The sequence below is a fragment of the Mesorhizobium sp. M1D.F.Ca.ET.043.01.1.1 genome, from assembly GCF_003952385.1.
Lineage (GTDB): Bacteria > Pseudomonadota > Alphaproteobacteria > Rhizobiales > Rhizobiaceae > Mesorhizobium.
Genome location: NZ_CP034444.1, coordinates 451,910 through 475,157 on the forward strand (window position 1 = coordinate 451,910; position 23,248 = coordinate 475,157).

Below are 23,248 nucleotides of genomic sequence, written 5' to 3' on the forward strand. Positions count from 1 at the left end.
GTTAGCCTCCCAAAGCTTGTTTCAGAAAGGCTCGGACGTCGCTTTCCGATCTTTCGGCCGCGGCCGCATTGTACTCAACCCGGTGGCCGTAAGCCTCGATGCCGACCTTGAATTCCAGGGCGTCAAACGCATGACGAGCTCCCTGATAGACGTCCAACTGCACGGAGCTCCCCTTGCCGCTGCGCAGCGCCATCATCTTTCGGCATTTTTTGACGGGGCTGAAATCGTCCAGTTCGCCGGCCAAGATCAAGGTCGGTACCGCCATGTCGCCATTCGCCACCGAACAATTCGGATAATAGGCAATCGCTGCCTTGAACTTGCGCTTCATGAGCCGCTCGGCGCCGCCGAGTTGCACCGCCTCAAGCGCTGCGATCCCACCAGCAGAGAATCCATCAAGGCGATGCGCGAAGAGTCGACGAAGCCGTACTTCGACAGGAACTCGAGAGCACCATACGCGTCATAGACGCGATCAACGAGGAGGCCGTTACAGGTATCGTGAATGCCGCGCGTGCTGAAGCTGTCGACGACGAGTACGACGTAGCCCCAAGAGGACAGTCGCTCGGGCCAAGCCTGCCTGTCATTCGAGAGCACACCTGCACAGCCGTGGAGAAGCACTATGGCAGGGAAAGGCCCCCTACCCTGAGGTTGCGTTAAATATCCCTGCAGTGGAGCGCCATGAACAGTGTTTAAGGTCCCGCCTTTTGCCTGCGCGTTGCGCACCTGAAATGGCGTCGGCTCCGCAGCAGCGCTTTCAAATTGCACCAGTTGGTCGGCACTTGCTTGCGCGGACAGGAAGCAACCGGCAACGCAGAAGCAAGCGATACAAACGTGGCTGCCGAGCAATTTCAGCAATTTGCTCATCAGCCAGTCTCCAGCGGGTTTCGGGTCGGCCGCGCTGCGCGGGTCCTCCCCCCTACATCGGGCGGCGGGTCGGCCGAATCTGCTCCGGCTCCACAACCTTGCGGTAGAGATGCCAGGTCGCATGGCCGAGGACCGGCACGACGACGGCGAGACCGGCAAACAGCGGGATCGATCCGACCACCAGAAGCACAGCGACCGACAGGCCCCAGAGCGCCATCTGCAACGGGTTGGCCATCACCGCGCGCGCCGAGGTCTCGATCGCCGAGACGGCGCCGACATCGCGGTCGAGCAGCAGCGGGAAGGCAATCACGGTGGTGGCAAGCACGACCACGGCAAAGACGAAGCCGGCGGCGTTGCCGAGCAGGATCAGCGTCCAGCCCTTGCCGGTCGTCAGCACATCGCGCAGGAAGGTACCGACCGAAGCGGGCGGCTCGGCGCCGAAGAGGCTGGTATAGATCGTCTGCGCGGCGAACAGCCACAGAAGGAAGAGCGCAAAGAGCAGGATGCCGATCACCGCGATCGAAGGCAGCGCCGGCGAATGGCGCACGTCGAACGCATGGTGCCAGCGGGTGCTCATGCCGAGCTCGCGCCGGCGACTGATCTCATAGAGGCCGATCGCCGCGAAAGGGCCGATCAGCGCGAAGCCGGACATCAGCGGATAGACGAGCTGAATCGCATTGGAGCCGGAGCTCCACCGGGTCAGGATCAGGCCGACAATCGGATAGATCAGGCAGAGGAACACATAGTGCGAAGGCTTGGCCCAGAAATCGTCGGCGCCGCGCCGCAACGCATCCCACAGATCCGACGTGGTGATGTGGCGCACCGTGGGCTGCACATGCATCCCGTGCGCGTCCGCCATGACATGAAAGCCGGCCATAACCTTCCTCCGTTTCTCGCGGGGGCGGTCACCACCTGGGTGGCCGCCCGTAGCTGCCACTTAAGTACCTGTGGCAACATAGCGCATCTGCCAGGGTTTGTCGTCACCGGCGGCGCCAGCCGCGCTAGCGCCGTCGGCTGACCCGGAGGCCAGGCGCTATTCAGGCGGCGAAACGTTCGATCACATCCGCCAGCGGCACGTGCCCCAGGCATGCGCCCGAGCCGACAGGCATTTCGCCATTCTCGACGGCAAGTGCGTAGCGCACCTCCGGCAAGGCCTCGACGCGGCGGCGCAGCGCGGCAAGCCTGGGGTAATCGGCGCCCTCGATGGCCTGGTGGAATTCGGCCCAGCGCGCCACGCCGATCAGCGTGGTATCGGCCAGCGTCGGCCGGTCCCCGGCCAGGAACTCGGTTCTGTTGATCATCTCCTCAAGCTTGTCGTGACGCTCGGCGACGGCCTTGCGGCCGAAGTCGCGCAAGGTCGCCTGCAGCGCCGGATCGGGCGACGCCATTTCCAACGCCGCCCAAAGCGGCATGAAGGCGGCGGTGAAGCCGGTGTTCACGAAAGCCATCAGCTGGTGCATCCGATCGGCTTCCGGCGTGCGCGGATCGAAGCTGATGCGGCGCTGCGTATCGCGGGCCTCGAGCCATGCGGCGATCGCCATGGTCTCGGTCAGCACCTTGCCCTCGTCCGTGATCAGCACCGGCGTTTCCTGCCGGCCGTTGATGCCGGCATAGGCTTCGTTCTTCATGTCGCCCAGCATGTCCACCCGGCACAGCCGGTAGGGCAGCCCGAGGCGTTCGAAGGCAGCGACGAGCCCCATCGAGCTTCCCGCCGGGAAGCCGTAAAGGAGGATAGGTTCCATGTGTTGTCTCTTCCATGTTCGAGGATCACGCCGCGCAGCGAAACTTGACCCTAAACAACTGTCTTCCCATGTAAATTACGCACTATTTTGTAACCACGCGTCCAGGTCCCTCCCCATGAAAGATGTCGTCTCGCGCTGCCCGATCGAAGAGACCATGCGCGTGCTCAGCGGCCGCTGGCCGACCTTGCTGCTCTACTATCTGAAGGACGGCACCAAACGCTTCAGCGAACTCAGGCGCGACAACCCGACCGTTTCTCACCGCATCCTGGCGCTGGAACTGCGCAAGCTGGAGGACGCCGGCATCGTGCGGCGAACGGCGCATTCGGGCTATCCCCTGCGCGTCGACTACGACCTCACGACGTCCGGCCGCAAGCTCGTCCCGCTGATCGATGCGCTGGGGGCCTGGTGGGTGCATACGGCCGACGATCGGACCGGCGGCTCGGAAGCAAATCTCGAAACCGCAGCCTAGGGCCGTCTACCGAGATTTTCGCTGCCCCGCCCGGCAAAAGCCATGATCGCCATTATTTCAGGCGGGCATGACCGTTGCGCGACTCGAAAACCACCCGATCCCGAACCCGAACAGGCGCCTGCTGCTGAAGGGTGCGGCTCTTGCCGCGCTGGCGGGCCTTGCCGCCTGCTCCACCACCGTGCTGCCGACCGGCGAAGGCGCAGGCGTTTCGTCCTCCGCCACCACCACCTTGAGCACGATCCGGACATCCGCCGGACTGCCGGCGCTGGTTCCGGATGCGCAGCTCGAGCAGGCGGCGCTGCAGCAGGCCGGCTACATGGCCTCGCGCGCCCGCATGAGCCACACGACCGGCTGGGGCAAGGATTTCGCCTCGCGCATGAAGGGCAATGGGGTGCACGGCGCCGCGGGCGAGAACATCGCCGAGGGGCGCTTCGACCTGCAGAAGCTGTTCGACATCTGGATGCATTCGGACGGCCACCGCCGCAACATGCTCGACCCGGACTTCTCCCGCTTCGGCCTCGCCTATGTGCGCGACGGCCGCGATCCGAGCCTGCGCTACTGGAGCCTCGTGCTCGGGAGATAGGCCTCGCCTATCCCTGTTTTGTCGTCAGAGGTTTCGACGCCGGAACGCCTCGGCCGTCATCCGCCACGCTCGCCGTGTGGAGCAATTTCGCGATGCCCAGGGCAGAGACCGGTTTGCTGAAATGATAGCCCTGCATTTCATCACAATTGTTCTTGCGCAAGAAGGCCACCTGGTCGTCTGTCTCGACGCCCTCGGCAATGACCCTCAGATGCAGATTTTGACCCAATGAGATCACGGCGCTGGCGACAGCCTGATCGCTCTCGTCGGCGGCGAGATCCCTGATGAATGACTTGTCGATCTTCAGCCGCGCCACGGGAAAGGTCTTGAGCGCACTGAGGCTGGAATAGCCGGTTCCGAAATCGTCGATCGATATCTGAACACCCAGGCCCTGCAAGGCGTTCATCGTCGCAACCGCCAATTCGACGTCCTGCATGATAAGGCTCTCGGTTACCTCAAGCTCGAGATGTCTGGCATCCAGGCCGCTGTCCTTCAGTGCGTTCACGACCCGGCCAATCAGGTTCGGTTCCCTGAATTGCCGCGCCGAGACGTTTACGCATACGGTCAGGGGTGGCAGACCTGCATCCTGCCAGGCCTTGTTCTGCCGACAGGCTTCATGCAGGACCCAGTCGCCGATCGGCACGATCAGGCCGGTCTCCTCGGCGGTCGGAATGAATGTGTTCGGCGCCACCATGCCTCGTGTCGGATGCTTCCAGCGCAGCAAGGCTTCGACTGCAAAGACGTCCCCTGAGCGAAGATCGACCTGCGGCTGATAGAGCAGGACGAACTCCGAGCGAGCCAGCGCATTTCGCAGCTCTTCCTGAAGCAGGAATTTCTCATGCGCCCTGGTGTTGAACTCGGGAGCGTAGAACTGGAAATTGTCGCGGCCGAATTCCTTCGCGCGGTACATGGCAGCATCGGCATTGGCCAGCAGCTGATCCGGACCCGTCCCATCCTTGGGATAATTGGCGATGCCGATGCTGGCCGTCGCCCGCAGCCGGTGCCTTCCCAGATGAACCGGCTCCGCGATCGCCGACCGGATCTTTTGCAGGGTCTCGGAGATCAGATCGACGTCGGTCGGCTGATCGAACAGAACGATAACGAACTCGTCGCCGCCAAGCCGCACGACGGTGTCGGTTGACCGGACGCATTCGACCATACGGTTGGCGACGGTCTTCAGCAGCACGTCACCGGCGTTGTGGCCGAGCGTGTCATTGACGAGCTTGAAGTTGTCGAGGTCGATGAACACCACCGTCACCCAGCGCTCATATCGCTGCGCATACAGCAGAGCCTGTGAGAGCCGGTCCTCGAGTAGAGCGCGGTTTGGAAGCCCTGTCAGCACGTCATGGTTGGCCATGAAATGGATCTGGTCTTCAGCCAATTTGCGCTCGATGGCGATCCCCGCAATGCGCGTCGTGAAGTCGATCAGCCGTGTTTCTGCTTCGGTCGGTTCACGCACCGTCATCGAATACATCGCAAAGACACCCAGAACGGCGCCTTGATGCGACAGGATCGGTGTCGACCAGCAGGAACGATAGCCGAAGGGCGCCACCACGTGACGGTAATCTTCCCAAAGCGGATCCTGCATGATGTCCGCGACGATGACCGGTTCGCGCCGATAGACGGCGGTGCCACACGATCCAACCTTGGGGCCGATGGCGATCCCGTCGACGGCGGTGGTGTAGTCTTTCGCCAGGCTCGGCGCGCCGCCGTGCCGCAAATGGCTACCATCCTTGTCCAGCAGCAGGACGGAACCGAATATTCCCGTCAATTGCGACTCGACGAGGCGCATCAGGCGATCGAGCACGTCTTCGAGCAGGGCGCTCATCGCGATCATTTCCAGAATATGCGCCTGTCCATCCCGAAGGATGTCCGCTTGCTTGCGCGCGGTGACATCGTGAGCGATGCCAACCAGACCGATGATCTCATCCTGCGCATTGCGCAGCGGCACCTTTGTCGACGAAACCCACTTTCCGGCGCCCGACGCATCGACAATAAACTCCTCCTTGTCGATCATCGGTTGCCCACTGCGGAGCACGTTCTCCTCGATCGCGCGAAATTTCCGCGCAAGTTCCGGGGCATGGAGATCAAAATCGGTCAAGCCGATCATGTCGCTGGTCTTCTCCCGCCCGCTGTCGACCGCAAGCGCCCTGTTCGCCACGACGAACCGGCTTTCTGTGTCCTTGACCCAGAGATAATCGGGCACCCAGTCGATCAGCGTTTGCAGCGAGATGCGCTCGTCGACGATCTGTTGATTGGCAGCGAGCGCCGTAATGTCCTCATGCGTGGCCACCCAGCTGCCGTCAGGCATGGGCTGGTGGCAGACCTGAATTGCCCGGCCGTCGGCGAGGTTGGCGGTCCAGACTCTTGGAGCCATGCCCGAATTTATGGAACGGGCCAATGCAAGATAAGCGTCGGCATCTGTCGCGGATGTCCCGACGGCGACCCGACGTTCGACGATTTCCCGTAGCGTCAGCCCCGGCTGCAATTGTTCAGGCGCAATGCGGTAGATTTCCGCATAGCGGCGGTTGCACAGGATCAGCCGTTCACCGGCGTCGAAAAAGCAGATGCCCTGCGAAACGTTTTCGATCGCCGTCTCAAATCGCAGCGCCTGCCCTTCGAGCGTTGCGATCCTGGCTCGAAGGTCGCCCTCGAGCGTTTCATAGGAAGCGATCGTCAGCTTTGCCAGCGCGGCAAGACTGGCCGACTCCGGTGTTGCAGCGGCTTTCCTGGATGATTTTGTGCCCAAACAGAGTTCCTCCGGTTTGGTGCCGGCGCAAAGCAACACGGCTCGCTTTCAACCCAAAAGCGACCGCATCGTGATCGAGATATACTAATGGTAGGTGAACCAGGTCCGGGTCAGGGGGCAGGCAGCTGTGGAAATCTGAAAGTTCCGGGCTGTTCCTCGGACACGATTTTGAGCCCGGATGCAGGCGCAGCCGCTACGTCGCGCCAGCCCGCAAAACGTCAATCCATATGCGCTGCCGGCGCGCTACCGGCCGGCGCCGCTTTTGGCTTGCGCAGCAGGACCACGAACGGGACGGCAAGCAGCGTCATCACCATCAGGATTTTGAAGTCGTTGATGTAGGAGATCATCATCGCCTGGACGTTCACCAGCCTGTCGACCTGCGAAAGCGCGGCGGGGTCGCCGGCGGCCGCGGCCGGCGAGGCCGCCCACAGATTGGGATTGTACGGGTTGATGAAGGCGGACAACTCGCCATGGTTGATCTGCGTGTTCTGCACCATGAGCGCCGCGACCACCGATACGCCGATGGAGGAACCCAGATTGCGCACCAGGCTGAACAGCGAAGTGGCGTCGGTGCGGTAGCGCACGTCGAGCGTGGCGAAGGCAACCGCCGACAGCGGCACGAACACCATGCCCATGCCGAGCCCCTGGACGACGCCCGAGGAGATGATCAGCCAGTTGTCCATCTGCGGCGTGAAGCTCGCCATCGTGTAGAGCGACTGCGCGGTAAGCAGGAAGCCGATGGCGACGAGGATCCTGGCATCGATCCTGTGCATGATGCGGCCAACGAACAGCATCGAGATCATCGTGCCGATGCCGCGCGGTCCCAGCACAACGCCGATGGTCACCGTCGGATAGCCGAAGATGTTGGCAAGCATTGGCGGCAGCAGCGACATCGAGGCCAGGATCAGCACGCCCATGACGAAGATGAAGCCCAGCCCGGTCACGAAATTGCGGTCGAGGAAGATTTTTGGATCGATGAAGGGACGTTCGGACGTCACCGTATGGATGATGAACACCCAGAAACCGGTGATCGACAGCGCGAGCTCGATCCAGATCTCGGTCGAGGAGAACCAGTCGACCTCGCCGCCGCGGTCGAGCATCAGCTGCAACGCGCCGACGCCGAGCGAGATCATGGCGAAGCCGAAGAAATCGAAGCTGCGCACGCGCTTGGCGACAACCGGCAGATAGGCGGCCATGCCGATGAAGGCGAGGATGCCGACCGGCAGGTTGATGAAGAACACCCAGCGCCAGTTGAAATTCTCGGTCAGCCAGCCGCCGAGCGTCGGCCCGAGGATCGGCCCCAGCATGATGCCGGCGCCCCAGATGGCCATCGCCTGGCCATGGCGCTCCCTGGGATTGATGTCGAGCAGGAAGGTCTGCGACAGCGGCACGATGGCCGCGCCGAACACGCCCTGCAGCAAGCGGAAGAGCACCATGGTCTCGAGGCTCCAGGCGAGTCCGCAGAGCATCGAGAAGATGGTGAAGCCGACGACCGAGGCGAGGAACAGTTCCTTGCGGCCAAGGCGGTCGGCAAGCCAGCCGGTGACCGGCGTCATGATGGCCGCCGCCACGATGTAGGAGGTCAGCACCCAGTTGATGTTGTCGGGCGAGGCGCCGAGATCGCCGGTCATGGTCGGCAGCGCGACATTGGCGATCGTGGTGTCGAGCGCCTGCATGATCGTCGCCAGCATCAGCGCGACCGTGATCAGGCCGCGGTGCGGGACTTCCTTGAAGGGTTCGGGCGTGCTCATGGCGCTGAACTTCCGTCAGATAGCAAAAACGGGTACGCTAGAGCATGATGCCGAAAAGTGTGAAGCGGTTTTCGGGCGACATCATGCTCTATCTCTTTGATTTAGAGCCGGATTCAGATTTCAGGTCGATTGGACCTGAAATCATCCGGCTCTGGGTTTCCGGACGGCAAGGCCTTCCGTTGAGAGACCCTCATCGCGGTGGGACGCGACTATCGATGTGGGGGTTACATCGACCGAAAGTCTCTATTCGAGCGGATGCCTGCCGCCCGGAAACCTGAGGATAGACGGGTCCGTGTCGAAAGCTTCGGCATCGATCAAAGCCGCGAAGCGGCTCGCCTCAACGCTTGAGCTTTCACACTCCTCCCATCAGACCAATCCCCTGCTCCAACTCCTTGCTTGTGCGTGATTATTGCGCGTTCTCGCCGGCCGTGGCGTGGCCGAAGATCGACGGCAGGCCGCGCGCCACGCCGGTGTCGACGGTGACCGTCGCGCTCATGCCGGTGCGCAGGGCCATCTTGGCGTCGGGGTCGGCCAGTTCCAGGCGCACGGGAATGCGCTGGGTGACCTTGACCCAGTTGCCGGTGGCGTTCTGGGCCGGCAGCAGCGAGAACTCGGCGCCGGTGCCGGCGCCGATCGCCTTGACGGTCGCCTCGAAGGTCCGGCCCGGGTAGGTGTCGACGACGATCTCGGCCTTCTGTCCAGGCTTCATATGAGTGAGCTGGGTCTCCTTGAAATTGGCGTCGATCCAGGTGTCGCCGGTCTCGACCAGCGCGAACAGCGGCGTGCCGACGGCGACGTATTGGCCGACCTTGAAGGACGAGGCCTGGTAGACCACGCCGTCGGCCGGCGCCTTCACCGTGGTCTGCGCGAGATCGTAAGCGGCCTTGTCGCGCGCGGCGATCGCCGACATCACCGTCGGGTGCCTGTCGGTCTCGATGTCCGGGTTGCCGCCAAGCGCCGCCTTGGCGCTGACGATGCCCTGCTCGGCGACCGCCAGCTGCTGCTTGGCCTTGTCGAGGTCGTTACGGGCCTCGTCCAGCGAAGACTTGGCGTTGATGCCCTTCTGGGCGAGATCGGCGGCGCGATCATATTGCGACTGCGCATAGTCGACCTCGCTGCTCGCCGACTTTTCCTGCGCCATCGCCTGGCTGTAGGCGGCGCGCAGCTGCTCGACATTGAGGCGCGCGGCGGCCACAGCCGCGTCGGCTTGGGCCAGCGCAATGCGATAAGGCTCCGGGTCGATGACGAAGAGGAGGTCGCCGGCCTTGACCGTCTGGTTGTCGGCGATGCCGACCTGGACGATGCGGCCGGCCGTATCGGAAGCGATCGAAATCCTGGCCTGTTGCAGATTGGCGTTCTCGGTCTCCTGGTAGCGCCCGCCCGTCACCCAGACATAGGCGCCGCCGGCGAGCAGCGCCAGCGGCAGGGCGATCATCAAAAGGAAGCGGCCCAGGCGGCGCTTCCTCTTCGGCGCGGGCTGCGGCGCCGGCGCCACGGAAATGGGAGCGGGTGCCGGCTGCGCCGGGGCTTCGGCGATCGGCTCCGCCGACGCCTTGCCGACCGGCTCCGCCGACGCCTTGCCGATCGGCTCCGCCGATGCCTTGCCGACCGGCTCCGCAGGCGTCTCCATCTCCAGCTCGGTGACGTTGTCTTCGATCTTGGCTGCCGCGTTCATGTTGCTGCGCCTTCTGCCTTCATTTTTTCCAGGGACGACGCTTCGCCGTCCGTCAAATTCCGCACGATCGTGTCCAGCGTCCGGATCAGGACGTGGCGATCCTCCGGCGACACGCCGGTGAGCGATTCCTCATAGACCTCGCCGGCGAGGCTCTTGACGTCGGCATAGGCAGCGCTTGCCTTGGCGGTGGGAAATATCAGGCGCACCCGCCGGTCGGTCGGGTCGGTGCGGCGCTCGATCCAGCCGCCCTCCTCCATCCTGTCGACAAGACGCGAGACGCTGATCGGCTCGATTTCCAGCATGTCGGCGAGCCGCGCCTGGGTGATGCCGGCCTCCTTGGCCACGCGAACCATCAGGCGCCATTGCGCCGACGACAGGCCGAGCCCGCTGGCGCGCGCCTCGAAGCGCTTGCGCATCAGGCGCTGCACGTCGTGGATCAAAAATCCCAATCTGTCGATGCCGTCTGAAACCATGAGCGGCATATATAATAAGCGTGCTTACTATTCAAGCGGAATGCGTTGGTCCAGAAGCCGGGAAAGCGCAGCCCCTGGAAGAAGGGCGGATCGACCGCCGGCTAGTCGCGGAAAGCTGTCACGCGGATTTCAACATGCATTCCGGGATCGCCTAACACTGCCACTCCAAGGCATGTCCAGATTGGCTTGTGGTCTGGCATTCGCTTGCGAAACTGCCGCGCCATCTCAGCCGTTGCCGCGAGGATTGTCCCGTCCGCTTCTGGCGTGTGGTAGGAATTGACATGCGCTACATGCGACCAGTCCAAGCCGACGCTGTTCAGCATGAAGGCAACGTTGTCGAAGGCTTGGTTGATCTCGGATTCAACAGGGACACCAGACGGGATGTCGAGCGTGTCCGGGTTCCATCCGCCCTGTCCGGATAATTCCACCCGGCCATCGACTTCCAGCACCATCGAATAGCTGTAGTCGTTGGCGCTCTTTTCGCCCCATGGACCCGGCGCAGTCAGCTTGAACCTCGGCATGATCAAAGCTTACTCGAGCGATGCATAAATTCAACTGGACACCCTGGCCGGCGCCTGATCAAGAGGGCGACTGCGGCGGCTTGAGGCGATGCCTTCATAGTAAGGCGTCAACCGTCTGAAAATTCACTGTGTTTTTTGCCGCATGCTGGTGTCATTCGGCCTCTTCGTGATACAGGTGGAAGCGTGGATCGGGGGATCAACGCTATGCCGACGCTCTATGCGCTCAAGCCGGCTTTCCAGGACAGGCTGCGGCCGCTGGTCGGGAAGCTGGCCGCAATGGGCATCACGGCCAACGGCATAACGATACTTGCTGCCTTGCTGTCCATTGCCGCCGGAACGGCGATCGCGCTTTTGCCGGGCTGGCGCATCGTTCTTCTTCTCATTCCCATCGTGCTTTTCGTTCGCATGGCGCTCAACGCCATGGACGGCATGCTGGCGCGGGAGCATGGGCAGGCCTCGACGCTCGGCATGTATCTCAACGAGACCTGCGACGTCGCCTCGGACCTCGCGCTGATCCTGCCCTTTGCGGCCTTTCCGCAATTCGGCGGCCGGGGCGTCGTCGCCTTTGCCATCGCCGCTGTGCTTACCGAGTTCGCCGGCGTGCTCGGCATCGCCGCCGGCATCGGACGAAATTATGCCGGTCCGTTCGGCAAGAGCGACAGGGCGCTGGCGCTGGGCGTGGTCGCCGTGCTCGCCGCCGCCGGGCTGTGGCCGCCGGCAATCGCGTCGTTTGTGTTTCCGGCCATGGCTACGCTTTCGCTGCTGACCGCCATAAACCGGATACGCGCCGGTCTTATTGGCAGCGGCGGCTGAGCATCGAGGCTCGCCATGCCGCCCGGGGGAAACACCATGCTTCACGAACAGGTCGCCAGCGCGCCGGCGGAAAGCCTTGCGCGGCAAGCGCAGGAACGCACCTTCCGCAGCCATGACGGCACGCAGATCTTCTACCGCTTCTGGCCGCCCGTTTCTGCCAAGACAAAAGTCCCGGCAAAGGCCAAAGGCGCGGTCGTGCTCTTCCATCGCGGGCACGAGCATGGCGGCCGCATGGCGCATCTCGTGGACGAACTCGGCATGCCCGACCATGCCTTCTATGCCTGGGACGCGCGCGGCAACGGCCGCTCCGAAGGCGAGCGCGGCTATGCTCCTTCCTTCGCGGCGCTGGTGCGCGACATCGATTGCTTCATGCGCGAGATCGCCGCCAGGGACGGTTTTGCCGCGCCGGATATCGCGCTCATCGCGCAGTCCTTCGGCGCCGTGCTTGCCGCGGCGTGGGTGCATGACTACGCGCCGAAACTGCGCGCCATGGTGCTCGCCTCGCCCGCCTTCTCGGTCAAGCTCTATGTCCCTTTCGCCAAAGAAGGCATCGCGCTGTGGCAGAAGATCAAGGGGCGCTTCTTCGTCAATTCCTACGTCAAGGCGAACCTGCTCACCCATGACCCGGTGCGCATCGCTTCGTTCGAAAACGACAAGCTGATCACAAGGCCGATCGCCTCGAACATCCTCGTCGAGCTCTACCAGCATGCGGCGCGCATCGTTTCCGATGCCCGCGCCATCACCATGCCGACGCAGCTTCTCCTGTCGGGCAGCGACTGGGTGGTGCGCCATGCGCCGCAGCACGAGTTCTTCGTCAACCTCGGCAGCAGCGTGAAAGAACGCCATGTGCTGCCGGGCTTCTTCCACGACACGCTGGGCGAACGCGACCGCGCCAAGGCGCTCGACCTGATCCGGCCGTTCCTCGAAGGGCAGTTCGCCTCGCCGGCCGAAGCCGTCGACCTGAAGCAGGCGGATATCGCCGGCTACACGCGCGACGAGGCCGACAGGCTTGCCTCGCCGCTCGATCCCCTGTCACCGAAGGGCCTCTATTGGGCCTTGAGCCGCGCCTTCATCCGCCTCGGCAGCTCGTTCTCGCAAGGCATGAAGACCGGCGTTGCCACCGGCTTCGATTCCGGGTCGACGCTGGACTATGTTTATGAGGACGAGCCGCGCGGCCTCGGGCCGATCGGCCGCTTAGTCGACCGGACCTTCCTCGACGCCATCGGCTGGCGTGGCATCCGCCAGCGCAAGCTCAACCTCGAAGAGCTGATCGGCTCGGCGCTGGCAACGCTTAAGGCCATCGGACGGCCCGGTCATATCCTCGATATCGCCGCCGGCCACGGCCGCTACGTGCTCGACGCCATCGGCAAGAGCCCTGAACAACCAGCCAGCGTGCGCTTGCAGGACTACTCCGATCTCAACGTCGAGCTCGGCCGCAAGCTGATTGCAGAGCGCGGACTGCCGGCGAGCGTGTCGTTCCGGCGCGTCGACGCCTTTGACGGCGATGGGCTGGCCAGGCTCGATCCGGCGCCGGACCTCGCCATCGTCTCCGGCCTCTACGAGCTTTTCGCCGACAACGCGCTGATTGCCCGCTCGCTCGGCGGCCTTGCCCGCGCCATGCAGCCCGGCAGCCTGCTCCTCTACACCAACCAGCCCTGGCACCCGCAGCTCGAGATGATCGCGCGCAGCCTGACGTCGCATCGCGGCGGCCAGGCCTGGGTGATGCGGCGCCGCACGCAGGGCGAGATGGACCAGCTGGTCGAGGCAGCCGGTTTCGAGAAGCTCGACCAGCGCATCGACCAATGGGGCATCTTCACCGTCTCGCTGGCAAGGCGGCTTTAGGCATGATGCCGAAAAGTGTGAAGCGGTTTTCGGACGACATCATGCTCTATTTCTTTGATTTAGAGCCGGATGATTTCAGGTCGGATCGACCTGAAATCATCGGGCTTTAGGAACACCGAAGCATGCCCGCCAGCGTCGAGCCCCCGCCCCTTTCAACCAGCCCAGCAGCCGAAGCCTATGGCCGGATCGTGCTCCGTGCAGCCCTTTGGCTCGCTGTTCTGGCGCCCTTCTTCTATTCGACCTACGGCTTCGCCAACTGGCTGGCCTCGACGCGCTCGCATGTCGGCAGCATAGTGTTTTCCTGGGAGCACGCGATACCGTTCCTCGCATGGACGATCGTGCCCTACTGGTCGATCAACCTGTTCTACGGCCTGTCGCTGCTGCTCAACGACAGCAGACGCGGTGTCGACCGGCTGGCCAGCCGCTATCTCACGGCTCAGGTCGTCGCCGTCACCTGCTTCATCCTGTTTCCGCTGACCGCCACCTTCGTGCGGCCGGCGACAACCGGCCTGCCGGGCTTCCTGTTTGCCGTGCTCGGCGGCTTCGACAAGCCGTTCAACCAGGCGCCGTCGCTGCATATCGCGCTTTTGGTGATCATCTGCGATCACTGGCGCCAGCATCTCGGCGGCGTTCTGCTGCCGATCTGGCACGGCTGGTGCTTCCTGATCGGCGCCTCGGTGCTGACAACCTGGCAGCACCATTTCATCGATATCCCCACCGGCGCACTGCTCGGGGCCTTCGCGCTCTGGCTGTTTCCGGCCAAGGGCGAGCTGCCTTTCTCCGGCTTCCGCCTGAACGCCGATGCCAAGGCACGGCGGCTTGCGCTCTGCTACGCGTTGGGCGCTGCCCTCGCCCTGGCCGGAGCATCCGTCGGAGTCCGCTTCTCCGCTATCGCGCTGGTGCTTTTGTGGCCGGCGTTGGCGCTGGCCATCGTCGCCTTCGCCTATGCCGGGGCCGGCGCAAAAGTGTTCCAGAAGACGGCTGACGGTTATGCGCCGCTGGCAAGCCGCATCCTGCTCTGGCCCTACCGGCTGAGCGCCAGGGCCAATGTCTGGGCATGGACGCGCAAGCTGCCGCCAGCGGTGGCAATCGCCGACGGCGTTTTCCTCGGACGTTTTCCCGGCGCTGCCGAAGCCGATCGCTTCGGCACGGTGATCGACCTCGCCGCCGAGCTGGAGCGGCCGCGCGACGCGCCTGGCCGCTGGGAAAGCTTCGGCATGCTCGATCTCCTGCCGCCGCCGGCGGACGTGCTTGATCGGGCGGTGGCAGCCATCGAGCCAGCGCGCCGGCAGGGCACGGTGCTGGTCTGCTGCGCGCTCGGCTTCCAGCGCAGCGCCACGGTCATCGCCGGATGGCTGGTCTCGACCGGCCGATCGCACACGCCGGCGCAGGCGCAAAAGCAGCTCGCTGCATCAGGCCGGCCGGTGCATTTCCAGGACGAGCCGGCATGACGGACGAAGCCTATCGGCAGCGGACGGCCATCTTCGCCGCCATGCTCATCAAGCAGGCGGCATGGCCGGCCGCCATCGTTATCGCCGGCGACAGCGTCGCGCCGCTGGTCGCCTCGGCGCGCGGCGCTCTCCACGCGCCGATCGCGGTGCTGGCGCTGCTGGTCGCGGCGGCGAGCGCCATCGCGGTGCTTGGGCTTTCGGCGCTTCTTCTCTTCGATGCGCTGCTGTTCCGGCTGATGACGAGCCATGACGACGAGGCTTCCGGAGGTGCTGCGGTCGACGATCTGCTGGCACGCATGCGGCTGAAGCCGGCTCCCTCCTCTCTCCGCCCGCTCGACGACCGTATCGCCGGAACGCGCCGCCTGCTTGCCCGCCAGCGCATCGCCTTGGCAGTCTTCGTCGCCGCGTTCCTGACCGCCGGATTCTGGATGCCGCGATGAGCAAGCTTGCGCTCCGGACCTTCACCCTGCTGCAGACGGTGACCTCGGTCGGCCTGTCGGCGCTGGCCTGGGCGGTGACCGGCGTGCGCCCGATCTGGAGCGGCAGCCAGCCGTCGGAGCGGCAGCGCATCTATTTCGCCAACCACACCAGCCATGGCGATTTCATCCTTTTGTCGGCCTGCCTCAGCGAGAAGGAACGCGCCATCACGCATGCGATCGCCGCTTCCGAATATTGGGGGAAGTCGCGGCTGCGCCGCTTCATCGCCGAGGACATGCTCTCCTCCGTGCTGATCAGCCGGCAATGGACGAGTCCGGAGGAGAACCCGATCTCGGTCATGCTCTCGGTGCTCGACCAGGGCCACTCGCTGATCATCTTCCCGGAAGGCACGCGCAACATGAGCGACGAGCTGCTGCCGTTCCGCTCCGGGCTCTACAACCTGTCGATGACGCGGCCCGATGTGGAACTCATCCCCTGCTGGATCGAGAACATGTCGCGCGTGCTGCCGAAGGGCCAGTTCCTGCCGGTGCCGCTGCTTTGCCGCGTCGTCTTCGGCGCGCCGGTAGCGGTGGCGCCCGGCGAGGAACGCCGCGCCTTCCTCGAGCGCGCCCGCGCGGCACTTCTGGCGCTGAATCCGCGCCCTGATCGAGACGATTGATGCGCCACGAAATCAGCATCCTGATCATCGGCCTTTTCGTGGTGCTGAGCACCGCCAGCGTCACCGCCGGCATCCTTTCGATGCGCGCGCCGAAGCCGCTGAGCGCAACGCTGGTCAACCTCACGCAGCGCATCAACGCCTGGTGGGTGATGGTGGCGCTGATGACGGTCGCCTTCTTCTTCGGCCGCTACGGCATGACCATCCTTTTCGCGCTGATCTCGTTCGCGGCGCTGCGCGAGTTCGTGACGCTGACGCACAGCCGCCGCAGCGACCACTGGGTGCTGCTCGGCATGTTCGGCATCGTCATCCCGGTCCAGTACTGGCTGGTGTGGACGGCCTGGTACGGACTGTTCGTGATCTTCATCCCGGTCTACTGCTTCCTGCTGATGCCGGCGATCACGGCGCTTCATGGCGATACCGAGCGCTTCCTCGAGCGCATCGCCGCGCAGCAATGGGCGATCATGATCTCGGTCTATTGCGTCAGCCATGTTCCTGCCCTGCTGACGCTCAACGTGCCGGGTTTCGAAGGCCGCAATCTTCTGCTCATCGCCTTCCTGATCATCGTCGTGCAGGGCAGCGACGTGCTGCAGTACATCTTCGGCAAGCTGTTCGGGAAACACCGCTTCTCGCCGACCGTCTCGCCGTCGAAAACCTGGGAGGGGCTGATCGGCGGGCTGGTCGCCTCCAGCCTGCTCGGCGCGTTGCTCTCCTTCATCACGCCGTTTTCGCCGCTGCAGGCCTCGACGGTCGCCTTCGTCGCCTGCACGATGGGGTTCCTCGGCGGGCTCGTGGCGTCGGCGATCAAGCGCGACCAGGGCGTCAAGGACTGGGGCCACCTGATCGAGGGCCATGGCGGCATGCTCGACCGCACCGATAGCCTCGTCTTCGCCGCGCCGATCTTCTTCCACATCGTGCGCTATTTCTGGACGGTTTGATCGCCGGCGAACTAAAGGCGGTTGCGCATCAGCATGGTGACGACGAAGAAGGCGCCGAGCGAGCTGGTGATGATGCCGATCGGCAGTTCCTGCGGCGGCAGCAGCGTGCGGGCCAAGAGATCGCTGGCCAGGAGCAGGATCGCGCCGAACAGCGCGCAGATCGCTATCAGCGGCCGATGCAGCGGACCGGCCAGCGGCCGGCCGAGATGCGGGATCATCAGGCCGACGAAGCCGATGACGCCGGCCACCGCCACCAGAATCGCGGTGGCCAGAGCCGCGATGAGGAATGTCGTGCGGCGCATCCTCGCCACCGGCACGCCGAGGCTTTCGGCGGCGCTTTCGCCGGCGAGGAAGGCATCGAAGCGGCGGTGGTTCCAGAGCCCATAGGCGAGAATGATGCCAGCGCCGAGCGCCGCCAGGCCGATATTGTCCCAGCGGGCGAGACCCAGCCCGCCCATGGTCCAGAACAGCACCGAATGGGCGGCGCGCTGGTCGCCGGCGAAGACGAGATAGTTGGTCAGCGCGGTGAACATGAAGGAAACGGCGAGGCCGGCGAGGATCAGCCGCTCGGGTCCCTGCCCCCTCACCCGCGACACGAGCAGAAGCACGATTGCCGCTGCCAGTATGCCGCCGGTGAAGGCGGCAAGGGGAAGTGTCCAGATGCCGAAGCTGTCGCCGAAGACGGTGATGACGGAGACCGCGCCGGCGGCGGCGCCCGAGGAGAGGCCGAACAGGAACGGATCGGCGAGATCGTTGCGGGTCACCGTCTGCAGCAGCGCGCCGACGATGCCGAGGCCGGCGCCGACAGCAATCGCCAGCAACGCGCGCGGCAGCCTGAGGTCGACGACGATGCTGCCGACCGGACCGGATACCTGGTTCCCGTCCAGCCCCATCGCATGTGCCAGCGCGCGCACGACCTCGTGCAACGGGATGAGCGTCGAGCCGTAGGCGATCGAAAGCAGCACGAGCGCTGCGAGCAGCACCGCGCCCAGCGACATTGTAAGAACGAACGATCCGTATCGCAAAGGTCAGAACGCTTCCGGATACATGGCCCTGGCGATCTTGCCGATCGCCTCGATGTTGGCGGGTCCGGGCGTCAGCTCGGCGTAACGCAGCGCAACGAAGCGCTTGTTCTTCACCGCGTCGGTTTCCTTCATCGCCGAATGTGCCTCGAGGAAATCGAGCAGCTTCCGGTAGCCGCCGCCGTCCTGGTAGTCGAGCAGGATGAGGAATTGCGGATTGCGCGACGCGACCGTCTCCCAGTCGGTATTGCCCCAGCTCGTGTCCATGTCGGCCATGATGTTTTCCCCGCCCGCGGCGGCGATCATGGCGTTGGGGATGGCGAACTTGCCAGCGGTGAAGGGCTTGTCCTCGCCGGAGTCATAGAGGAACACGCGCGCGCCCTTATGGTCGCCCACCTTGGCGGTGATGCCGGCCAGCTCGGCCTTCCAGCCGACGACCAGCTTTTGCGCCTGCGCGTCCTTGCCGAAGATCTTGCCGAGCTTCTCGACGTCGCCAAAGAGCAGGTCCATCGAAGCGGCGGGCCGGTTCTTGTCGAGATGGACGCAGCTCTCGGTCAGTACCAGTGTCTTGATGCCGTGCGGGGCAAGCGTGTCGGGCGTGACCTCGCCGCCCGGCTTCATGCCGTAATACCAGCCGGCGAAGAAGAAGTCCGGCTGCGCGGCTACAAGGTTTTCCAGCGTCGGGTATTTCGGCGCCAGCTCGGGGATCGAGCCCTGCTCGGCCTTGAATTCGGGGCCAACCTTGTACCAGCCGGTGATGCCGGTGAGCCCGACGATCGACGGCTGCAGCTTCAGCGCGAACGCCATCTCGGCCATGTTGAGGTCCTGGATGACGGCGCGCTTCGGCGGCGCGTCGAAGGTGAGCGGCTTGCCGCAGCTGTCGACGGTCACCGGGAAGGCGAAGGCGGCCGAGGCGACAAAAGAGAGGGCAAGCGACAAAGCGAGGCGTTTCACGGGATGGTGCTCCTTGATTGGGTTGGATTGTCTGGATTGGCTCAGGACGGGGCTGAAGCGCGGGCGGGAAGCTCGAAGACGGTGAGCTCGCGGTCCTCGGTCGGGTGCTGGAGGCGCAGCACATCGATGCCGAACACCTCACGGATGAGCGGCTGCGCCAGCGCCTCGCGCGGCGGCGCCAGCGCGTGCAGCCGGGCGTTGCTCATCACCGCGACGCGGGTGGCGAAGGGCGCCACCAGGGCGAGATCGTGCAGCACGGCGACAACGGTCATGCCGAAGCCGGCGACAAGGTCGAGCAACTCGCCGCGGGCGCGCGGATCGAGGTGGTTGGTCGGCTCGTCGAGGAACAGGATTTTCGGCTCCTGCGCGATGGCGCGGGCGAGCTGCGCGCGCTGGCGCTCGCCGCCGGACAGCGAGCCTACTGTGCGCGCGAGCAGCCGCAGCAATCCGGTCCGGCGCAAAGCCTCGACGACGATGTCGCGATCGTCGTGGCGGCGCCTCAAGCCCGCATGTGGGACGCGGCCAAGCTCGACATAGTCGATGAGCGCGAGCCGCGGATCCGGCTGGTCCGTCTGGCCGACGACGGCGATGCTGAGCGCCCGCTCGGCGGCGGTGATCCGGTCCAGCCGGCGTCCGGCAAGGCGCACCTCGCCGCGGCTCGGCGGCAGCGCCCCGCACAGCATGCGCAGCAGCGTCGTCTTGCCGGCGCCGTTAGGGCCGATGATGGCGAGACGTTCGCCGCCGGTCAGCGACAGGCTGACATCGTCGACCAGCGTCCGGCCGTTGGCCGTCGCGCCGAGGCCACGGGCTTCGAGAAGCTGCGCGGTCATAGGCGGCCCCCCCGATGATCGGAGAGAGCTTCGCTGCGCATTTCTTGCGTCGCCGGATCACAGCAAAGCGTGCACACGAAAATGCGGTGGATGCGATCGATGGAGCCGTCCAACATTCCGTCACTTTCCAAAAACGGCGACGGAAGGATGCCGGACGAGCCGGCCGACAGGACCGGTGCCCGCGTCTCCTCCCGGCACACCCCGTCCGGTCAACTCGTGTCGATGGCAGGTCTCCTGGCTCGCGGGTCGCCGCGCCATCCGCCTTCCCAGCCTTGCCGGCCAGTGGCATTCCGGATGGAGCTCGCCGCTCACAGTTGCGGGGGCAGCCACGGCCTCGACCCTGAGCGGATCTCACCGTGTTCCCTTTTCACCCCTCGCCTTGCGGCTCGGGGACCATGACACCGCCATCGTAGGTTGTCCGCGCGCGAGTCGCAACGGACTTCTGCGCGACCTGATCACCCCGTGAAATTCCCAATTTGCAGCTCGATATGTAATAACGTTACATATGCTCGAAGGCCCTATGTCAATCCCTTTCCGGCACTGCCTCAGCCAAACATCGGAAAATTCTCAGAAACCGTTCGGGATTTTCCGGGCCGGAAACCGCAAGAAGATCGGGCTGGCGAAAGACAGGCCGCAAACGCCCGATCCCTCTCTCCAGCCGATATATTTCCCGGTCGCCGCATCCTCCCCGCGCGAACGCAACCTTGGTCGTGGAGACAAGCATGATTGCCGCACTCTCTGATAACAAGGCGCTGAGGCGTCGCCTTGTCGCCGGCTCGATCGCCGTCCTCGCCTGCGGCGCGGCCCTGGTCTGGCACGGCGCAAGAAGCGAAGCCTCGAACGCCACCCCGGCCGCCCCGGAGACGAAGCTCGTCAAGGCCATAGCAGTCGCTCCGATGCTCGGCGCGGACACCCGAACCGCCGTCGGCGAGATACGCCCGAGGCTTGAAAGCGACCTAGGCTTCCGCGTATCCGGCAAGCTGCTCGAACGCATCGCCGAGGTCGGCGCGACGGTGAGGAAGGGCGAGGTGCTCGCCCGCATCGACGATCAGGACTATCGCAACCGGCTCGCCAGCGCCGAGGCCGATGTCGCGGCGGCGCAGGCCGTGCTTGTCGAGGCAAGTGCCGCCGAGGCCCGCATCGGCGCGCTGCTCGCCAAAGGTTTCACGACACGGGCCAACTATGACGCGACGCTGAAGAATCTGCGCTCGGCGCAGGCCAAGCTCAAGTCGGCGAACATCGCCTTCGAGATGGCCAAGGACCAGCTCGGCTATACCGAGCTGCACGCGGAATTCGACGGCATCGTCACCGCGAGCGGCGCCGAAGCCGGCCTGTCCGTCAATGTCGGGCAGATGGTGGTCCGCGTCGCCGATCCGCAGAGCCGCGACGCCGTGTTCTCGATCGCCGAAGCCGCCTTCGCCAACACGCCCGATACGAAGCGGCCGCCAAAGGTGACCGTCTCGCTGCTCAGCAATCCGGCGATCACCGCGGCCGGCACCATCCGCGAGATCGCGCCGATGGCCGATGCCGCCACCCGCACTTTCCAGGTGAAGGTCTCGATCGAGAATGCGCCCGACGAAATGCGCTTCGGCGCCAGCGTTTCCGGCCGCGCCGAGGTCGCCGGCGCGCCGGTCGTGGTGCTGCCAGGCAGCGCGCTGTTCGACAAGGATGGCAAGCCGGCGGTGTGGATCGTGGCGCCCTCGTCGGCCGTCGAGCTCAAGCCGGTCACGGTTGCCCGATACGAGACCGACCGCATCGTCGTCAGCGACGGGCTCAGCAAAGGCGATCTGGTCGTCACCGCCGGCGTAAACCGGCTGCGGGAACACGAAAAAGTCCGTATCGTTGAGGGAGAAGGAAAATGACCATGTCCAAGACAAAGGTCCTCATCGCCGGCGCCGGTCCGACCGGACTGACGCTCGCGCTCTGGCTGACCAGGCTCGGTGTCCCGGTCCGCATCTTCGACAAGGCTGACGGTCCGGGCGAAACCTCGCGGGCGCTTGCCGTCCAGGCGCGCACGCTGGAGTTCCACCACCAGATCGGCATCGTCGACGATGTCCTTGCAGCAGGCATCCGGCTGGAGCGGCTTACCATACATACGCCGGCCGGCGTCGCTGCCAGGCTGCCGCTGTCCGACTTCGGCCGCGGCATCAGCCCCTTTTCCTTCGCCTTCGCCTTGCCGCAGGACATCCACGAGCGTGTGCTGATCACGCATCTGCAGCGCGCCGGCGTCGAGGTCGAGCGCGGCACCGAGCTCGTCGCCTTCCAGGACGAGGGCGATGCGGTCATCGCCACGCTGAGCAAGGATGGCCGCACCGAAACCGTCAGCGCCGCCTATCTCGCCGGTAGCGACGGCGCCCGCAGCACCGTTCGGCATGGGCTCAATATCGGCTTTCCCGGCGGCACCTACGAGCAGGCTTTCTACGTCGCCGACGTCAAGGGCACCGGCGAAGTCACCCACAACGGCATGGACGTCACCATCAGCACCTATGGCTTCGCCATCGCCATGCCGGTCAGGCAGTCGGGGTCGCTCCGCCTCATCGGCATCGTGCCGAAGGCGCATGAGGCCGACGAGACGATCAGCTTCGAGGCGATCCGCGCCGATATCGAGCGCGACACCGGCGTCAAGGTCCACGAAGTCAACTGGTTCTCGACCTACCGCGTCCACCATCGCGTCGCCGAGCGCTTCCGCGTCGGCCGCGTGTTCCTCGTCGGCGATGCCGGCCATATCCACAGCCCGGCCGGCGGCCAGGGCATGAACACCGGGATGGGCGACGCAGTGAACCTCGCCTGGAAGCTTGCAGCGGTGGTACAGGGCCGGGCCGACCCGCGCCTGCTCGACAGCTATGAGCCCGAGCGCATCGCCTTTGCGCGCAAGCTGATCGAGAGCACCGACACCGCTTTCCGCTTCATCACCAGCCGCTCGCGGCTCATCGGCCTGTTCCGGCGCTATCTTATGCCGAAGATCATGAATGTCGCACTGCATACATCGTTCGGCTCGCGCGCCTTCTTCGGACTGATCTCGCAGGCGGCGATCCAGTACCGGGCCGGGCCGATCAGCTCGGGCACGGCGGGCAAGCTGAACGGCGGCGACCGGCTGCCCTACGTCGCCCATGCAAATGGCGACAATTTCGAGCCGCTGCGCTCGCTCGATTGGCAGGTTCATGTCTATGGCGAGGCCAACTGCGATTTCCGGGCGATGCTTGCGCCGAGCGGCATCCCGATCCACGCCTTCGCCTGGACAGACGCAGCCGGGAAAGCCGGCCTGCAGCGTGACGCCGCCTATCTGGTGAGGCCCGACGGCCATGTCGCGCTTGCCTCCACGGTCCAGGAGGCAGCCGCCTTCCAGCGCTATCTCGCCGGCCTCGCCATCAGGCCGAGGCTTGCGGAGCGCGCGCCCTACCGAGTGCCGGGCACTATGCACAGCCTGGCCTGACTTTCCGGCGCCCGCCACGCGGCGGGCGCTGACCGAACCCCGACCGTCACT

General features: G+C 64.8%; 22 protein-coding genes and 1 riboswitch. Of the genes, 10 read left to right on the forward strand and 12 right to left on the reverse strand.

What is annotated here, in order from left to right; genetic code table 11:
- Position 1 precedes the first annotated feature (1 nt).
- The 4 genes from EJ067_RS35035 to EJ067_RS02245 form a co-directional block, all read right to left on the reverse strand.
- The gene (locus tag EJ067_RS35035; RefSeq protein WP_245468138.1) at positions 2–328 is read right to left on the reverse strand and encodes a dienelactone hydrolase family protein; all 327 of its coding nucleotides are present in this window, start codon (positions 326–328) and stop codon (positions 2–4) included.
- On the reverse strand, positions 325–861 hold the full coding sequence (locus tag EJ067_RS35040; RefSeq protein ID WP_245468139.1) for a hypothetical protein: 537 nt from the start codon (positions 859–861) through the stop codon (positions 325–327). The genes EJ067_RS35035 and EJ067_RS35040 overlap by 4 nt, the downstream gene beginning before the upstream one ends.
- A 52-nt stretch (positions 862–913) precedes the next feature.
- Positions 914–1,738, reverse strand: a complete 825-nt coding sequence (locus tag EJ067_RS02240) for a DUF2189 domain-containing protein (RefSeq protein ID WP_126084472.1) — start codon at positions 1,736–1,738, stop codon at positions 914–916.
- 160 nt (positions 1,739–1,898) lie between these two features.
- On the reverse strand, positions 1,899–2,603 hold the full coding sequence (locus EJ067_RS02245; protein ID WP_126084473.1) for a glutathione S-transferase family protein: 705 nt from the start codon (positions 2,601–2,603) through the stop codon (positions 1,899–1,901).
- A gap of 115 nt (positions 2,604–2,718) precedes the next feature.
- On the opposite strand from EJ067_RS02245, the gene EJ067_RS02250 reads away from it, so the two are divergent.
- Positions 2,719–3,072 (forward strand): helix-turn-helix domain-containing protein, encoded by a 354-nt coding sequence (locus EJ067_RS02250; protein ID WP_126084474.1) that lies wholly within the window; start codon positions 2,719–2,721, stop codon positions 3,070–3,072.
- 67 nt (positions 3,073–3,139) lie between these two features.
- On the forward strand, positions 3,140–3,655 hold the full coding sequence (locus EJ067_RS02255) for a CAP domain-containing protein (RefSeq protein WP_126084475.1): 516 nt from the start codon (positions 3,140–3,142) through the stop codon (positions 3,653–3,655).
- Positions 3,656–3,662: 7 nt separating this feature from the next.
- Here EJ067_RS02255 and EJ067_RS02260 read toward each other — a convergent pair whose 3' ends face one another.
- The 5 genes from EJ067_RS02260 to EJ067_RS02285 form a co-directional block, all read right to left on the reverse strand.
- On the reverse strand, positions 3,663–6,401 hold the full coding sequence (locus tag EJ067_RS02260; protein WP_245468140.1) for an EAL domain-containing protein: 2,739 nt from the start codon (positions 6,399–6,401) through the stop codon (positions 3,663–3,665).
- A gap of 218 nt (positions 6,402–6,619) precedes the next feature.
- Complete coding sequence (locus EJ067_RS02265) at positions 6,620–8,152, reverse strand: DHA2 family efflux MFS transporter permease subunit (protein WP_126084476.1); 1,533 nt, start codon at positions 8,150–8,152, stop codon at positions 6,620–6,622.
- Positions 8,153–8,558: 406 nt separating this feature from the next.
- Positions 8,559–9,827: an HlyD family secretion protein gene (locus tag EJ067_RS02275; protein WP_245468141.1), complete on the reverse strand. Its 1,269-nt coding sequence runs from the start codon at positions 9,825–9,827 to the stop codon at positions 8,559–8,561.
- On the reverse strand, positions 9,824–10,300 hold the full coding sequence (locus tag EJ067_RS02280) for a MarR family transcriptional regulator (protein ID WP_126089466.1): 477 nt from the start codon (positions 10,298–10,300) through the stop codon (positions 9,824–9,826). The genes EJ067_RS02275 and EJ067_RS02280 overlap by 4 nt, the downstream gene beginning before the upstream one ends.
- A 101-nt stretch (positions 10,301–10,401) precedes the next feature.
- Positions 10,402–10,821 (reverse strand): Rid family hydrolase, encoded by a 420-nt coding sequence (locus EJ067_RS02285; RefSeq protein WP_245468388.1) that lies wholly within the window; start codon positions 10,819–10,821, stop codon positions 10,402–10,404.
- Between the two features lie 204 nt (positions 10,822–11,025).
- Between EJ067_RS02285 and EJ067_RS02290 the strand changes: the two genes are divergently transcribed.
- From EJ067_RS02290 to EJ067_RS02315, 6 genes are all read left to right on the forward strand, one after another.
- Entirely contained in the window at positions 11,026–11,634 is a 609-nt protein-coding gene (locus EJ067_RS02290; RefSeq protein WP_126084479.1) for a CDP-alcohol phosphatidyltransferase family protein, read from the forward strand.
- Positions 11,635–11,670: 36 nt separating this feature from the next.
- Complete coding sequence (locus EJ067_RS02295) at positions 11,671–13,476, forward strand: bifunctional alpha/beta hydrolase/class I SAM-dependent methyltransferase (RefSeq protein WP_189510326.1); 1,806 nt, start codon at positions 11,671–11,673, stop codon at positions 13,474–13,476.
- Between the two features lie 122 nt (positions 13,477–13,598).
- Positions 13,599–14,927: a phosphatase PAP2/dual specificity phosphatase family protein gene (locus EJ067_RS02300; RefSeq protein WP_126084481.1), complete on the forward strand. Its 1,329-nt coding sequence runs from the start codon at positions 13,599–13,601 to the stop codon at positions 14,925–14,927.
- On the forward strand, positions 14,924–15,367 hold the full coding sequence (locus EJ067_RS02305; RefSeq protein WP_126084482.1) for a hypothetical protein: 444 nt from the start codon (positions 14,924–14,926) through the stop codon (positions 15,365–15,367). Before EJ067_RS02300 ends, EJ067_RS02305 begins: the two co-directional genes overlap by 4 nt.
- Positions 15,364–16,023 carry a lysophospholipid acyltransferase family protein gene (locus tag EJ067_RS02310; RefSeq protein ID WP_126084483.1) on the forward strand — a complete coding sequence of 220 codons (660 nt, stop codon included), beginning with the start codon at positions 15,364–15,366 and terminating at the stop codon, positions 16,021–16,023. The genes EJ067_RS02305 and EJ067_RS02310 overlap by 4 nt, the downstream gene beginning before the upstream one ends.
- Positions 16,023–16,958 (forward strand): phosphatidate cytidylyltransferase, encoded by a 936-nt coding sequence (locus EJ067_RS02315; RefSeq protein WP_126084484.1) that lies wholly within the window; start codon positions 16,023–16,025, stop codon positions 16,956–16,958. The genes EJ067_RS02310 and EJ067_RS02315 overlap by 1 nt, the downstream gene beginning before the upstream one ends.
- Positions 16,959–16,969: 11 nt before the next feature.
- Here the strand turns inward: EJ067_RS02315 and EJ067_RS02320 are convergent, their stop codons facing one another.
- Genes EJ067_RS02320 through EJ067_RS02330 form a run of 3 tightly spaced genes read right to left on the reverse strand, consistent with a single transcriptional unit; the run spans position 16,970 to position 19,764 of the window.
- The gene (locus EJ067_RS02320) at positions 16,970–17,956 is read right to left on the reverse strand and encodes an iron ABC transporter permease (RefSeq protein WP_126084485.1); all 987 of its coding nucleotides are present in this window, start codon (positions 17,954–17,956) and stop codon (positions 16,970–16,972) included.
- A gap of 30 nt (positions 17,957–17,986) precedes the next feature.
- Positions 17,987–18,934, reverse strand: a complete 948-nt coding sequence (locus EJ067_RS02325) for an ABC transporter substrate-binding protein (protein ID WP_126084486.1) — start codon at positions 18,932–18,934, stop codon at positions 17,987–17,989.
- 41 nt (positions 18,935–18,975) lie between these two features.
- On the reverse strand, positions 18,976–19,764 hold the full coding sequence (locus EJ067_RS02330; protein ID WP_126084487.1) for an ABC transporter ATP-binding protein: 789 nt from the start codon (positions 19,762–19,764) through the stop codon (positions 18,976–18,978).
- A gap of 206 nt (positions 19,765–19,970) precedes the next feature.
- Positions 19,971–20,177, reverse strand: a riboswitch (cobalamin riboswitch).
- Between the two features lie 309 nt (positions 20,178–20,486).
- Between EJ067_RS02330 and EJ067_RS02340 the strand changes: the two genes are divergently transcribed.
- Both EJ067_RS02340 and EJ067_RS02345 read left to right on the forward strand, forming a co-directional pair.
- Positions 20,487–21,626, forward strand: a complete 1,140-nt coding sequence (locus EJ067_RS02340; protein ID WP_126084489.1) for an efflux RND transporter periplasmic adaptor subunit — start codon at positions 20,487–20,489, stop codon at positions 21,624–21,626.
- Positions 21,627–21,628: 2 nt separating this feature from the next.
- Entirely contained in the window at positions 21,629–23,197 is a 1,569-nt protein-coding gene (locus EJ067_RS02345) for an FAD-dependent monooxygenase (protein WP_126084490.1), read from the forward strand.
- Positions 23,198–23,248: the final 51 nt, after the last annotated feature.

Excerpts from the sequence above, each read along its gene's own strand:
- EJ067_RS35035 (WP_245468138.1), bottom strand. The coding sequence starts at position 328 with ATGAAGCGCAAGTTCAAGGCAGCGATTGCCTATTATCCGAATTGTTCG.
- EJ067_RS35040 (WP_245468139.1), bottom strand. The coding sequence starts at position 861 with ATGAGCAAATTGCTGAAATTGCTCGGCAGCCACGTTTGTATCGCTTGC.
- EJ067_RS02240 (WP_126084472.1), bottom strand. The coding sequence starts at position 1,738 with ATGGCCGGCTTTCATGTCATGGCGGACGCGCACGGGATGCATGTGCAG.
- EJ067_RS02245 (WP_126084473.1), bottom strand. The coding sequence starts at position 2,603 with ATGGAACCTATCCTCCTTTACGGCTTCCCGGCGGGAAGCTCGATGGGG.
- EJ067_RS02250 (WP_126084474.1), top strand. The coding sequence starts at position 2,719 with ATGAAAGATGTCGTCTCGCGCTGCCCGATCGAAGAGACCATGCGCGTG.
- EJ067_RS02255 (WP_126084475.1), top strand. The coding sequence starts at position 3,140 with ATGACCGTTGCGCGACTCGAAAACCACCCGATCCCGAACCCGAACAGG.
- EJ067_RS02265 (WP_126084476.1), bottom strand. The coding sequence starts at position 8,152 with ATGAGCACGCCCGAACCCTTCAAGGAAGTCCCGCACCGCGGCCTGATC.
- EJ067_RS02275 (WP_245468141.1), bottom strand. The coding sequence starts at position 9,827 with ATGAACGCGGCAGCCAAGATCGAAGACAACGTCACCGAGCTGGAGATG.
- EJ067_RS02280 (WP_126089466.1), bottom strand. The coding sequence starts at position 10,300 with ATGGTTTCAGACGGCATCGACAGATTGGGATTTTTGATCCACGACGTG.
- EJ067_RS02285 (WP_245468388.1), bottom strand. The coding sequence starts at position 10,821 with ATGCCGAGGTTCAAGCTGACTGCGCCGGGTCCATGGGGCGAAAAGAGC.
- EJ067_RS02290 (WP_126084479.1), top strand. The coding sequence starts at position 11,026 with ATGCCGACGCTCTATGCGCTCAAGCCGGCTTTCCAGGACAGGCTGCGG.
- EJ067_RS02295 (WP_189510326.1), top strand. The coding sequence starts at position 11,671 with ATGCTTCACGAACAGGTCGCCAGCGCGCCGGCGGAAAGCCTTGCGCGG.
- EJ067_RS02300 (WP_126084481.1), top strand. The coding sequence starts at position 13,599 with ATGCCCGCCAGCGTCGAGCCCCCGCCCCTTTCAACCAGCCCAGCAGCC.
- EJ067_RS02305 (WP_126084482.1), top strand. The coding sequence starts at position 14,924 with ATGACGGACGAAGCCTATCGGCAGCGGACGGCCATCTTCGCCGCCATG.
- EJ067_RS02310 (WP_126084483.1), top strand. The coding sequence starts at position 15,364 with ATGAGCAAGCTTGCGCTCCGGACCTTCACCCTGCTGCAGACGGTGACC.
- EJ067_RS02315 (WP_126084484.1), top strand. The coding sequence starts at position 16,023 with ATGCGCCACGAAATCAGCATCCTGATCATCGGCCTTTTCGTGGTGCTG.
- EJ067_RS02320 (WP_126084485.1), bottom strand. The coding sequence starts at position 17,956 with ATGTCGCTGGGCGCGGTGCTGCTCGCAGCGCTCGTGCTGCTTTCGATC.
- EJ067_RS02330 (WP_126084487.1), bottom strand. The coding sequence starts at position 19,764 with ATGACCGCGCAGCTTCTCGAAGCCCGTGGCCTCGGCGCGACGGCCAAC.
- EJ067_RS02340 (WP_126084489.1), top strand. The coding sequence starts at position 20,487 with ATGATTGCCGCACTCTCTGATAACAAGGCGCTGAGGCGTCGCCTTGTC.
- EJ067_RS02345 (WP_126084490.1), top strand. The coding sequence starts at position 21,629 with ATGTCCAAGACAAAGGTCCTCATCGCCGGCGCCGGTCCGACCGGACTG.